Raw genomic sequence first — 13168 nt, forward strand, 5'->3', positions numbered from 1 at the left:
CATTCACTTGATCCGTTGTTTTTCCAGTTTTCGCGCCAAGGTTCGGCGATGCATACCCAAACGGCGCGCCGTCTCTGAGATGTTGAAATCGGTTTGCACCAGCATTTCATGGATGCGTTCCCACTCCAGGTTTTTAATGGATGTGGGCCGTGCGGTAATTTCGGGTTCTGCGGCGCCCGCCACGTGGTTGAAGGCAGCCTCGATGTCATCGGTGTTCGATGGCTTGGCGAGGTATTGGCAAGCCCCCAGCTTTACAGCCTCGACAGCGGTATTGATGCTGGCAAAACCTGTGAGCACCACAATCAAGGTGTCAGGGTAACGTTGGTGCAAAGTTTGCACACAGGTCAGCCCACTGGCCTTGCCATCCAGCTTCATGTCGATCACCGCGTGTGTGGGTTGATGCATGTCCAGCAAAGCCACCATGGCATCGTGGTTGGCGGCGTGGATCACTGAATACCCGCGACGCTCGAATGAGCGGCTCAGGGCTTTCGCAAACGACGCATCGTCTTCCACAATCAACAACTGACGACCATTCTCACTCATGCCTTCTGCCCTACTGACTGCACGGTACTCTCAAATTCGTCGTGCAACGGTTCACCCAAAGCGATGGCCGACAGCGGCAGCACCAACTCAACACGGGCACCACCCTCGCTGCGGTTGCCCGCCAACACTTGGCCACCCAAGGTACGAACCACATTCAACACCAGAAACAAACCCAGGCCGCCGCCTGGCTTGCCCTTGGTGGAATTGTAGGGGCGGCCAAACTGGGCAATCACTTCCTGCGGAAAACCAGGTCCGCGGTCTTCGATGGTCAACACCACTTGACTGTCGCGTACCCGGGCAGTCAGGCCCACCCAATGCGGGCACGCCTCTTGGGCATTGTCCAGCAGGTTGCTCAAACTTTGCCGCAGGGCTGAGTCGGAGACCACCTGAACCGAATCATCAAGCTCATTGTTCACTTCGAAGTGCATGGGTGAACGGCGAATTTGCCAATCCTGGGCGAGGTCGTCCACAAAGCGCCGAAGTGTGGTCCGCGAGGATGACTCACCCCGTGTTTCCCCGGCCGACATCAAGATACCGCTGACAATCGACTTGCAGCGAAGAATCTGCGATTGCAGCTCGGCCATGTCTTCACGCAAAGTGGCATCGGCCTGCAACGCGGGCAAAGAAGCCCAATCATTCACAATCACCGCCATGGTCGCCAGCGGCGTTCCCAACTCATGGGCCGCCCCGGAGGCCAGCAAGCCCATGCGCACGATGTGGTCTTCCTCAGCGGCGCGTTGACGCAGGTCGGCCAGGTACAAATCGCCCGCGCGAAGGTTGGCGCTGATTCTGGAAATGAAAAACACCAGCAACACGGCAATCAACACAAAACAGATGAGCAAACCTTGCAGGTAGAGGCTTGGCATCATGTGCAAACGGGCGGGTGGAAGCTCCAGCGGGTGATGCACCACAGACAGCGCAGCCATGCACCAGGTGGTGACCAACATCAGGAACCAGGCGCTGCTCGAACGCAGCAACACCGCTCCAAGAATGACTTGCAGCAGGAACAGAAATGCAAACGGGTTGTTGGTGCCACCGCTGAAATACAGCAAGAGCGACAAGGCAGTAACGTCAACCAGCAGGGCCAAAAACACGGCTCGGTTGCTGGCCACATCCTCTTCATGCCACCGCAAATGGCTGGCAATGTTGAAGGCAATCAAACACACCAAGACCGCCAGCATTTGTGGCATAGGCAAACGAATGCCCAGCAAGGTGGTGGCCACCACCACGGTGATGATTTGCCCTGCAACAGCCAGCCACCGAAGATGAATCAGATGAAGCATGTTCTTGTGGCCAGTCTGGTTCAACACCCAGCGCTCAAGAAAACTCTCGCGGGGGGTGGACACAGCATTGGGCACAGGCGTGGACAAAGGCATGGTTAATTCATGAACAAAACCTGATGCAACACGACTATTGTGCCCGAAAACCCGCTCACGCTTCGGAACGGCGAAGCCAGAGTGCCGCGGCCAGTACCATCAGCGCCAGAATGGCCCAAGTGATGGCGTATTGCAGGTGGTTGTTCTTGAACTGAAGCACGGTCAAGCCGGGAATGGGGTCGTCGGGCGCATGCCGCAGCGGTTTGATTTCACCCGTGTCATCGCCCGAGAAACTGGGCCGAACTGCCGGCGTTGCCGGGTTGAGTCCGCCCACCGGTGAAGGCTGCACACTGGCGTCCACAAAGAACGGCGCCACAGGTAAGCCGATGTCGCCCAGTGACATGGCTGCACTGAGGGCTTGTACATCTCTGGAATACCAGCGCCCGTCATGCACATTGTTTTTTCTCAGGTAACCGCCCTCGGGTTCGGTCCAACGCATCAGGCCGATCAATTCCTGAGGCATTGATGACAACAGACTGGACCATTGCTCCGGGGAGCCACCGGTCACGAAACCCCGGTTGACCCACACCAGGCCCAGGTTGTCGACCTGCATCGGTGTCATCACCCAGTAACCCAGGCCATATTTAGTGACCGCTTGAGTCAGCACCGTGTACCTGGGCATGAACTCGCCTTGAAGGTAAACCCGCTGGTACTCCACCGTGGCGGCGTCCAGCAGCGGCCAACTTGATGCTGGCGGCAGATGAGTGGCGGGCCCATAGGCCTTGGCCTCAACCCGCTCAATCAGGTCCAGTTTCCACTGCAGCCGTGCCAGTTGCCAGGCACACAGGGATGCAAAGGTGAGAAACAAAAAAACCGCGCCCAACACGAGCGCGGTTTTTTTCAACGAAACAGACAAACGAGGCATAACGTAACAAAGCCTTGATAAGGGTTGTGCACCCAATGGCCCCGATTATTGAGCCCGCTTGTTGATGCCGTCCAGTACTTCGTGATTCATGGCAGGCATCATGTTGGTGTTCAGGTGATGCATCACCCAAATCGAACCAGCCAGCATGATCACCAACAGCACCAGGGTGAAAATGAAACTGAGCATGTTCCAGCCCCCTTCACTCTTGGTGTTCATGTGCAAGAAGTAAATCATGTGCACAACAATCTGCACCACGGCAAAACCCATCAGCACCAAACCGGCTGTGAGAGAACTGGCGATCACGTTGTTCATCACCAGCCAAAAGGGAATGGCGGTCAGGATGACGGACAGCACAAAACCAATGGTGTAGCTTTTGACGGTGCCATGGGCGTGGTCGTCATGGTCATGGTGGTGGCCATCATGGTGGTCATTGTGGTGGTCGCTCATGGCAGCACTCCCATCAAGTAAACAAAGGTGAAAACGCCAATCCAGATCACGTCCAAGAAGTGCCAGAACAGGGACAGGCACATCAGGCGGCGCTGGTTTTCAGGAATCAGGCCATGCTTGCCCACTTGCAGCATCAGGACGATCAACCAGACCGAACCAAAGAACACGTGCAAGCCGTGGGTACCCACCAGCGCAAAGAAAGAGGTCAAAAAGCCACTGCGCTGCGGGCCTGCACCTTCATGAATCAGGTGCAGAAATTCGTAGATTTCCAGGCCCAAAAACGCTGCACCAAACACGCCGGTGATGCCCAGCCACATCAGGGTTGCGCTTTTGTTTTTGGCCTGCGCGGAAATCATCGCAAAGCCGTAGGTGATCGAACTGAACAACAGGAAGGCCGTGTTGATGGCCACCAGCTTCAGATCGAACAGTTCAGCACCCGTGGGGCCACCCGCGTAATTGCGGCCCAACACGGCGTAGGCCGCGAACAGCACCGCAAAAATCAGGCAGTCGCTCATCAGGTAAATCCAGAAGCCCAACAGTGAGCCGTTCTGGGGGTGATGCTCTTTCACGTAAAAGCGTGCGCTCGGGTCCTGAGCGGCATCGGCAGTCATGGCTGCTGCATTAGACATGCTTGGCCTCCATCAGTGTTTGGGTGAATTGGTCTTCAGTGCGCTGCACCACATCGCTCTTGATGTAGTAGTCACGCTTGTAATTGAAGGTGTGAATGATGGTTGCAGCCACCATGCCGACGAAGAACACGCCAGCCACCAGCCACATGTGCCAGATCAAGGCGAAACCGACCACCGCGCTCAATGCAGAGATGATGAAACCGGCTGCAGTGTTCTTGGGCATGTGAATGTCCACGAAACCTTTGAGTGGGCGCTTGTAGCCATTGGCTTTCATGTCAGCCCAGGCGTCGTTGTCATACACCTTGGGGGTGAACGCAAAGTTGTACTCTGGGGGTGGGCTGGATGTGGCCCATTCCAGGGTGCGGCCATCCCATGGGTCGCCAGTCACGTCGCGCAGGGCTTTGCGGTTGCGGAAGCTCACGTAGTACTGAATCAACATCGCACCGATACCGACAGCAATCATGGCAGCGCCCAAAGCGGCAATCTGGAACCAGATCTGCAGGGAAGGATCGTCAAACTGGCTCATGCGTCGGGTAACACCCATCAGGCCCAGTACATACAGCGGCATGAAGGCGAAGTAGAAACCGATCACCCAGAACCAGAAGCTGATCTTGCCCCAGAATGGGTCCAGCTTGAAGCCAAAGGCCTTGGGGAACCAGTAGTTGATGCCCGCGAACAAGCCAAACAACACGCCACCAATGATCACGTTGTGGAAGTGGGCAATCAGGAACAGGCTGTTGTGCAACACGAAGTCGGCTGGGGGCACGGCCAGCAACACGCCGGTCATACCGCCAATCACAAAGGTCACCATGAAGGCCACTGTCCACATCATGGGCAGCTCAAACTTGATGCGGCCTTTGTACATGGTGAACAGCCAGTTGAAAATCTTCGCCCCGGTCGGGATGGAGATGATCATGGTGGTAATACCAAAGAACGAGTTGACGCTGGCGCCACTGCCCATGGTGAAGAAGTGATGCAGCCACACCAGGTAGGACAGGATGGTAATTACCACAGTCGCGTACACCATGGAGGTATAACCAAACAGACGCTTGCGGCTGAATGTGGACACCACTTCAGAAAAGATACCGAACACGGGCAGCACGAGGATGTACACCTCGGGGTGGCCCCAGATCCAGATCAGGTTCACGTACATCATGGCGTTGCCGCCCATTTCAGTCGTGAAGAAGTTGGTGCCGAACAAACGGTCCATGGACAACATGGCCAATACGGCGGTCAACACGGGGAATGCAGCCACAATCAGCACGTTGGTACAGAGGGCCGTCCAGGTGAATACGGGCATTTTCATCATGGACATGCCGGGGGCACGCATCTTGATGATGGTCACCAGCAGGTTCACACCCGACAGCAAAGTACCTACCCCGGCAATCTGCAAGGCCCAGATGTAATAATCCACACCCACACCCGGGCTGGCCAAAATGCCGGACAGCGGTGGGTAGGCCAACCAACCGGTGGTGGCGAATTCACCCACAAACAGGGAGGCCATGATCAATGCCGCACCGAACGCAGTCATCCAGAAGCTGAAATTGTTCAGGAACGGGAATGACACGTCACGCGCACCAATCTGCAAGGGCACGATGTAGTTCATCAAGCCGGTGATCATGGGCATGGCCACGAAGAAAATCATGATCACGCCGTGGGCAGTGAACACCTGGTCGTAGTGGTGAGGGGGCAAAAAGCCCTCGGAGCCATTGAAGGCCACGGCTTGTTGAGCCCGCATCATGATGGCGTCGGCAAAGCCGCGCAGCAGCATCACCATGCCCAGAACCATGTACATGATCCCGATTTTTTTGTGGTCAATGCTGGTGAACCAGTCTTTCCACAAAGTGCCCCACAGGCGGTATTTGGTGATCAAGCCCAGCACCGCCAAGCCACCGACTACGGTGCCGGCGAAGGTGGCCAGAATGATGGGGTCAGTCGGGATCGCGCCTGTGCTCAGCCGACCGAAGATCAGGCCCGGTTCAGTTGGATATTGCGTCATGATCGTTCTTCGAAGATTGATATACGGGAAGCTTGTCGGCGTTGGGGGCCACGGTACACATCAACTCGTTGATGAGAATGGCCAGCTCTTCGGCAGACATGTTGGTGCGGTTGCGCAGGCTGTCAGCCATCATCTGTGCGTCCATGCACACAGAACCTTCTTCAACACAGCGGTTGGTGACGGCATGGAACAAGTCATTGGCGACGCTGCTGAACTTCTGCACAGGTTCCTTGATGGAGGGTTTTTCCAATTGCAGGTAAGCCTTGCGGTCCAGCGTTGCAGCGGCCTTGCGAGTCTCTTCAACCCAAGAAGCGAACTCAGACTCGTTCACACCCTTGTATTTGAAACGCATGTGCGAGAAGCCTTCACCGCTGTAGTTGGCTGAGAAGCCATCGTAGGTGCCTGCTTTGTTGATGACCGCGTTCAGTGTGGTCTCCATTCCGGGCATGGCGTAGATCTGACCGGCCAACGCAGGAATGTAAAAGGAGTTCATCACGGTGCTGGAAGTGATTTTGAAGCGCACTGGCACGTCCACGGGGGTCACCAGCTCATTCACGGAAGCGATGCCCTGCTCGGGGTAGATGAACAGCCATTTCCAGTCCAGCGCCACCACCTGCACAACGAGGGGCTTGTGGTCGCTGTCCAGCGGGCGGGCATGGTCGATTCGGTCCAAGGGGCGATAGGGGTCCAGCTTGTGAGTGCTCACCCAGGTAATCAGGCCCAGCACGATGATGATCAGCAGAGGAGCACCCCAAATCACCAGCTCCAGCTTGGTGGAGTGGTCCCAGTCGGGGTCGTACGCCGCCTCGGTGTTGCTTTGGCGGTATTTCCAGGCGAAAAACAGGGTCAGCGCAATCACTGGAACAATGATCAGCAGCATCAGTGCCGTGGAAATCAGGATCAGGTCAGCCTGTTGTGAGGCAATGTCCCCCGACGGGTTCATGACCACTGTGTTGCACCCTGCCAGAAGCAGGAGCAAAGCAGCCATGGAGGCCGTTGAGGCGCCCTTGAAAATGCTTTGTTTGAGTTGCGAAATCATGCGAATACACGAATGCCAGAATTGAAATCCATGCTAATTTACTGAGACGGGCCAAGGTGAGGGATTGGACATTTTGTCCTACCCCCCAGCAACCCCAAGTAACACTTTGAATAACAACAAAAAATCAAGCAAAGCACGATGTGAGGAGTGACTCTAAATGAGCGGTCAAACGATTGCCGGCGATTCCGCTGTCCTTAGCCAGGGCGGCCCAGAACCCAAAGCCAACAACATTTCAGCCAACCACCACGGCACCAGCCAGGTCGACCCGGGCGACATCGCTGTGGGCGTGGTCATTGGGCGCACGTCGGAGTACTTCGACTTCTTTGTGTACGCCATCGCCTCGGTTCTGGTGTTCCCCAGTGTGTTTTTCCCTTTTGAACCCAAGCTGCAGGCTACCCTGTACTCATTTGTGCTGTTTTCGTTCGCATTCATCGCCCGGCCCATCGGCACAGTGTTGATGATGAAACTGCAGCAATGGTTCGGCCGCGAGGCCAAGCTGACCATCGCGCTGTTCGCCATGGGCATCTCCACAGCGGGCATCGCCTTTTTGCCCACCTATGAAAAAATCGGCATTGCGGCCGTGGTACTGCTCGCCCTGCTTCGCATCGGCCAAGGTATCGCCTTGGGCGGCTCGTGGGATGGCTTGCCCTCCCTGCTGGCCTTGATCGCGCCTGAGAACAAGCGCGGCTGGTACGCCATGATGGGCCAGTTGGGCGCCCCACTGGGCTTCATCATCGCTGCTGGCCTGTTTGCTTATCTGCTGACAGCGCTGGACCAAAAAGACTTCCTGGCCTGGGGCTGGCGTTACCCGTTCTACGTGGCCTTTGCCATTAACGTGGTGGCGCTGTTTGCCCGTCTGCGCATGGTGGCCACCAACGACTACTCACGCATGCTTGAAGAGCAGGTGCTGCAGCCGGTGAAAGTGACTGAAATGATGCAGTCTCAGGGTTACAACATTGTGGTGGGTGCTTTGGCCGCATTGGCCAGCTACGCCCTCTTCCACGTGGTGACTGTATTCCCGCTGTCCTGGATTTCCCTGTACTCCGACCGTGCCCTGGATGAGTTTCTGGCGGTGCAAATGCTGGGCGGGGCGTTGGCTGCATTCGGCGTATTTACATCAGGCTTGATTGCCGACCGTTTTGGCCGCCGAACCACACTGGGTACGCTGGCCATTTTGATCGCTATTTTCAGCGGGTTTGTGCCCATGCTGCTCAATGGCGGTGACTCCGGCCAAACCATTTTCATCCTGATTGGTTTCCTGCTGTTGGGCTTGTCTTACGGCCAAGCGGCTGGGGCGGTGACGGCCAACTTCCACGCCAAATACCGCTACACCGGTGCGGCGTTGACATCCGACCTGGCTTGGTTGGTGGGTGCCGCCTTCGCACCACTGGTCGCCTTGGGCTTGTCTGCCAACTTCGGCCTGGAATACGTCAGCCTCTACCTGCTGTCTGGCGCTTTGGGTTCTGTGGCAGCACTCAGCCTGAACCGTGCACTCGAACTGAGAGACTGAGTGATGATGTGATGGGCTAAAGCCCGTTGCGGCCTGCACTCGACAACCCCCCGCCCCGTAAAGGCGGGGGTTTTTGTTTGGGTGGCGGCAGACACCAGAATATGTGCGACAAAGTGTCGCATGGTCAGCCATCTTAAGAACCGGATAATGGGGGCGCTAAAAAATTAACCTTCCGGCTTAACATGACCACTCAATCGACCTCGACTACTGCCCAACACCGCCCCCGCTTTCTGCTGTCCGCGCTTGCAAGTGCAGCACTGTTGACTTGTTTACAGGCCCAAGCCGAATCACTGCCCGAAGTGAAGGTACAGGCCACCAGCACACCCGCTGCTGAATTAACCCAACCCAATATTGAGCAGGCCCAGCAAACCGTGCGGCAAACCCCGGGTGGTGCCAGCGTGGTAGACAGCGAATCGTTCAGGGATGGCCGAGTGTCAACATTGAGCGATGCGCTGGGGTACACCACGGGCGTGTTTATTCAACCCCGATTCGGCGCAGAAGAAGCCCGTTTGTCCATTCGTGGGTCAGGGTTGCAACGCACCTTCCATGGCCGTGGCGTGCGGGTCACTCAGGACGGCATTCCCGTGAACCTGGCCGACGGCAGCTTCGACTTCCAGGCGCTGGAAGCCCTCTCGACCCAGCACATTGATGTGTTCCGGGGTGCCAATGCCTTCGGGCTGGGGTCTGCCACCTTGGGTGGTGCCATCAACTATGTGTCCGAAACAGGGGCAACAGCCCCCCGCTTCGGCGCCCGGGTGGAAATGGGTTCGTTTGGCTATTTGCGTTCAGCGGTTCAGGTCGCCACCAAACAAGAAAACTGGGATGCCTATGCACTGCTGTCCCAATTCCGTCAGGATGGCTTTCGGGACCATTCCAAGCAGGAAGGCGACAAGTTCATTGGCAACGTCGGCATCACCATCAACCCCGATGTGGCCACCCGCTTTTTCGTGGCCAGTGTGCGCAGCAATTCTGAATTGCCCGGCAGCCTGACCTTGGCCCAGGCCTTGAGCTACCCGGAGCAAGCCAACCCGGCCAACTTTGCAGCCCACCAGCGCCGCGACCTGAACCTGGACAGGCTCTCCAACCGCACCGTCATCAAAACCGGCACAGGCGCAGTGACCGTGAACACTTATGTAAGCGCCAAGCACTTGTTCCACCCGATTTTCGAAGTGATTGAACAAGACAACCGCGACTGGGGTGCACAGGTGCAATGGTCAGTTGACCACACGCTGGCAGGCCTGCCCTCAGAAACCACCGTCGGTGTGGGCTATTCCAAAGGCATCACCGACAACCTGAACCGGCAGAACGTGGGCGGCCAACCCGTTGGCGCAGCCCGCGACAAAAGCCGCCAAACGGCTGACAACCAAGACTATTTCCTGGAGAACCGCACCACCGTATTGCCCGGCCTGCAAACTGTGGCCGGCTTGCAACTGCAACAGGCCATGCGCCAGTACAGTGGTTTCAACGTGGGTGCAACACCGCAACAGTTTTTCTTCCGCAAGGATTACGATCAACTGTCCCCAAGGTTGGGGCTGATCAAGACCTTCGCCGACAACAGCCAAATTTACGGCAACTACTCCGGCAGCTTTGAACCGCCGTCATTTGGCGAATTGGGTGTGTCCGGGGGCACAGCAGCCTTCACCACCAACAACCGCGCCCAGGAAGCGCAAAGTGTGGAATTGGGCTACCGTGGCCGCAACAGCAACTGGGTTTGGGACACCACCGTGTACTACGCCCAGATCCAAGACGAGTTGATGGCCACCGTGATTCCTGGCACCGCTTTGTCCTCCACCTTCAACGCGCCCAACACCACCCGTGCTGGCCTTGAACTGGGCTGGAGCTATACCACCGGGCCTTGGACAGTGCGCAACAGTACGCTGATCAACCACTTCCGCTTTGACTCCGACCCCGACTTTGGCAACAACCGCATTGCAGGCGCACCTTCTGCAGCCACCCGCATTGCATTGGACCGCAAACTGGATTACGGCATCAAGGCAACTGTGGCCGTTGAAGCAGCCACTTCAACATGGGTAGACCACAAAAATACCGCCACCGCGCCAGGCTACGGCATTGTGAATGCGAAGCTGTCTGGCCCGTTGAACCCACAAACTGACTGGTTTGTGGATGCACGCAACCTCGACGACAAACCCTACATTGCCACCACAGGGGTTGTTCGCCAGTTTGCAGCAGGCAGCGCCCAGTTTTTGCCGGGTGATGGCCGGTCGGTGTTCGTGGGCGTGAACTACCGCATGAAGTAACCGGTACAATCCAGCACACTTCAAAACGAGCAAGGACAAAGGGCTCATGAACATCAGGGCATTGGTCTACAAGACCCACAAATCGCTGGCGTGGCTGGCATTTTCAGCGTTGCTGTTGTGGGGCCTGTCGGGCCTGCTGCACCCGTTGATGAGCGCCTTTGGTGTGCAGCAGGCGGTGTTCGCACCGCCTCGGCGCGCACTGGACATGAGCCAGTCCCTGCCCTTGCAAGACATCCTTCGACAAGCGGGTATCGCGCAAGCGCAGGCCGTGCGTGTGGTGGTCAGCACGCCCGCCAACCTGTTGCAGGTCACCACCACGCAACACGCGCCTCGGCGTTATTTCGCGCTGGATGACGGCCATGAAATTGTTGAACACGACGCCGCACACGCCGAATTTGTGGCGCGCCACTACCTGGGCTTGCTGAGTCCAGAAAACAAGGTGAGCAAGGTTGAATGGATCGACCAGTTTTCCAACGAGTACCCCTCAGTTAACCGCTTGCTGCCAGTGTACAAAGTGTCTTTCAACCGACCAGACCAACTCACCGCTTGGGTGTACACCGAAACCAACTCCTTGGCTGCAGTGTCGGATTCCCGCAAGGCGGCCATGCAGACCCTTTTTCAATGGGTACACACCTGGAGCTTCATGCCCACTTCATTGGAATGGCCCAGAGTAGCCGTCATCGGCGCATGGGTGGGCTTGTTGGCTGGCACTGGGCTGGGTGGGCTGTTCATGCTGCTTGCCATACGTCGGCGTGTTGAACCCAAACGTGCCAAAAGCTGGCACCGCGCGGGGGGCTGGGTGTTGTCCGTCCCTTTGATTGCCCTGGCGGGCAGCGGTGTGTATCACCTGTTTCAGTACGCAGGCACGCAATCCCCACCGGTTCTGGCTTTACAACAACCCATTGCGCTGGACCAGTTGAAATTCAAGCTGCCCCCCGAATGGAAAAGCATCACACAAGGCCTGCCAGTCAATGGGCTTTCTTTGGTACAAAGCCCTCAGGGAGAGTTGGTGATTCGTTTGGGTTTGGCCAACACCAACACCCCAGAACCCCTGTCGGCCAATGCGCTGCGCAATGCCCGTTTCGATGGCATTACACCCACCGGGCCTGCGGTGTATCTGAAGGCTGACAGCGGCCAAGTGTGGGCCGAAGGCGACCGGGAACTGGCCATCGGGCTGGCCTTGAAGCACACAGGCGCCCCGAAAGAAGCCATTCTGGATACGGAACTGGTGACCAGGTTTGGAGGCCTTTATGACTTCCGCAACAAGCGTTTGCCTGTGTGGCGCATCGACTTGGGCGCACCGGTGAACGGCAGTGTGTTCATCGACACCAACTCGGGCGCACTGGTGGACATCACCGCCGACTCCGCCAAGCTGGAACGCTGGAGCTTTTCGGTCCTGCACAAATGGAATTTCCTTCAGGCTTTCGGGCGCAACACCCAAAACATCGTGGTCAGTGTTGCGGTACTTGGCATGCTGATCTTTTTCGCAGCGCTGGGGTTCCGGCTTAAACGGGCGCGCTGAACCTGATCGGCCTTAAGGCTGGGGACTAGAACCCAGCCTCAAAGCCGGGAAAGCATGCAGTGGTAAACTTCAGGCCTTGTGTTGTTCCAATTCTCCGCCCGGATGAGCCTGCCTTTACCAGTTAAAAACCAAGCGCTGTTCGATGGCGTGGCCCAATGGCTGTGCCGCATTCCCCATTGCGATGTCTTGAAACTTGAATTTGTTCAAGGCGAGCGTGGCCGCGTCACCATGAGGCTTCCTTACCAAGAGCGCTTGGTTGGCGACAAAGCCGCCGGTGTCATGCATGGCGGTGTGATTACCGCACTCATCGACACCACCAGCGCGCTCAGCATCTTTTCCATCCTTGAATCGGTAGAGGCCACCCCAACACTGGACCTGCGCATTGATTACCTGCGCCCGGCCACACCTGGGCAAGCGGTGTACTGCGTGGCGGAATGTTACCGGCTGGCGCGCACGATCGCATTCACACGTGCCACCGCTTATCAGGAAGGCAATCCACAGCCCGTGGCCTACAGCGTGGGCACCTTCATGCGCCGCCACCCATCCAAAGGAGAAGCCGCATGATCAACACGCCTGAGGCCTTTGAGCACCTGTTGGACCAATCACCCTACGCGCGCACCATCGGCATGAAAATCCAGTTGACGGACGGGCAATTGGAGTTTTACCTGCCCTTTGCCCCACACAACATTGGCAATGACCAAATGCCCGCGCTGCATGGTGGCTTGATCGGTGGTTTTATGGAAATGGCCGCCATCATGCACATGGTGTGTATTCAAGACGACGCCAAAACCCCCAAAACCGTCGACTTTTCCATCGATTACCTGCGCCCCGGTTTTGCCCGCGACTTGTACGCAGCCTGCAGTGTCACCAAACATGGCAAGCAGGTGGCCAATGTTCAGGTGACCGCCTGGCAAGAAAGCCCTGACAAGCCTGTGGCCATCGCCCGCGCCCATTTGCTGCTCGACTAAACCCAAAAGCAC

General features: G+C 57.0%; 12 protein-coding genes. 5 read left to right on the forward strand and 7 right to left on the reverse strand.

Going from position 1 to position 13168, the window contains the following annotated elements; translation table 11 throughout:
* Positions 1-3: 3 nt before the first annotated feature.
* The 7 genes from ACK4FF_RS05215 to cyoA all read right to left on the reverse strand — a co-directional run bounded on the left by ACK4FF_RS05215 (position 4) and on the right by cyoA (position 6847).
* The gene (locus ACK4FF_RS05215; RefSeq protein ID WP_409705472.1) at positions 4-543 is read right to left on the reverse strand and encodes a response regulator transcription factor; all 540 of its coding nucleotides are present in this window, start codon (positions 541-543) and stop codon (positions 4-6) included.
* A complete protein-coding gene (locus ACK4FF_RS05220) occupies positions 540-1919 on the reverse strand; it encodes an ATP-binding protein (protein WP_409705474.1) in 1380 nt (459 codons plus the stop codon). Before ACK4FF_RS05220 ends, ACK4FF_RS05215 begins: the two co-directional genes overlap by 4 nt.
* A gap of 55 nt (positions 1920-1974) precedes the next feature.
* Positions 1975-2763, reverse strand: a complete 789-nt coding sequence (locus ACK4FF_RS05225; protein WP_409705477.1) for an SURF1 family protein — start codon at positions 2761-2763, stop codon at positions 1975-1977.
* A gap of 66 nt (positions 2764-2829) precedes the next feature.
* Complete coding sequence (gene cyoD / locus ACK4FF_RS05230) at positions 2830-3231, reverse strand: cytochrome o ubiquinol oxidase subunit IV (RefSeq protein ID WP_409705480.1); 402 nt, start codon at positions 3229-3231, stop codon at positions 2830-2832.
* Positions 3228-3860, reverse strand: a complete 633-nt coding sequence (gene cyoC / locus ACK4FF_RS05235) for a cytochrome o ubiquinol oxidase subunit III (protein ID WP_409705483.1) — start codon at positions 3858-3860, stop codon at positions 3228-3230. Before cyoC ends, cyoD begins: the two co-directional genes overlap by 4 nt.
* A complete protein-coding gene (cyoB, locus tag ACK4FF_RS05240) occupies positions 3853-5859 on the reverse strand; it encodes a cytochrome o ubiquinol oxidase subunit I (protein ID WP_409705486.1) in 2007 nt (668 codons plus the stop codon). Before cyoB ends, cyoC begins: the two co-directional genes overlap by 8 nt.
* A complete protein-coding gene (cyoA, locus tag ACK4FF_RS05245; protein WP_409706580.1) occupies positions 5840-6847 on the reverse strand; it encodes a ubiquinol oxidase subunit II in 1008 nt (335 codons plus the stop codon). The genes cyoB and cyoA overlap by 20 nt, the downstream gene beginning before the upstream one ends.
* Positions 6848-7055: 208 nt before the next feature.
* Here cyoA and ACK4FF_RS05250 point away from each other — a divergent pair, with 208 nt between their 5' ends.
* From ACK4FF_RS05250 to ACK4FF_RS05270, 5 genes are all read left to right on the forward strand, one after another.
* Positions 7056-8408 (forward strand): MFS transporter, encoded by a 1353-nt coding sequence (locus ACK4FF_RS05250; protein ID WP_409705489.1) that lies wholly within the window; start codon positions 7056-7058, stop codon positions 8406-8408.
* A gap of 182 nt (positions 8409-8590) precedes the next feature.
* Positions 8591-10666 carry a TonB-dependent receptor family protein gene (locus ACK4FF_RS05255; RefSeq protein WP_409705492.1) on the forward strand — a complete coding sequence of 692 codons (2076 nt, stop codon included), beginning with the start codon at positions 8591-8593 and terminating at the stop codon, positions 10664-10666.
* A 46-nt stretch (positions 10667-10712) separates the two neighbouring features.
* On the forward strand, positions 10713-12188 hold the full coding sequence (locus ACK4FF_RS05260) for a hypothetical protein (RefSeq protein WP_409705495.1): 1476 nt from the start codon (positions 10713-10715) through the stop codon (positions 12186-12188).
* Positions 12189-12290: 102 nt separating this feature from the next.
* A complete protein-coding gene (locus tag ACK4FF_RS05265) occupies positions 12291-12752 on the forward strand; it encodes a PaaI family thioesterase (protein WP_409705497.1) in 462 nt (153 codons plus the stop codon).
* Positions 12749-13156, forward strand: coding sequence for a PaaI family thioesterase (locus ACK4FF_RS05270; protein ID WP_409705500.1), 408 nt, complete (start codon positions 12749-12751; stop codon positions 13154-13156). The genes ACK4FF_RS05265 and ACK4FF_RS05270 overlap by 4 nt, the downstream gene beginning before the upstream one ends.
* The last annotated feature ends 12 nt before the right edge of the window (positions 13157-13168 follow it).

Origin of the sequence: Limnobacter sp. (assembly GCF_046297615.1) — a bacterium.
GTDB lineage: Bacteria > Pseudomonadota > Gammaproteobacteria > Burkholderiales > Burkholderiaceae_B > Limnobacter.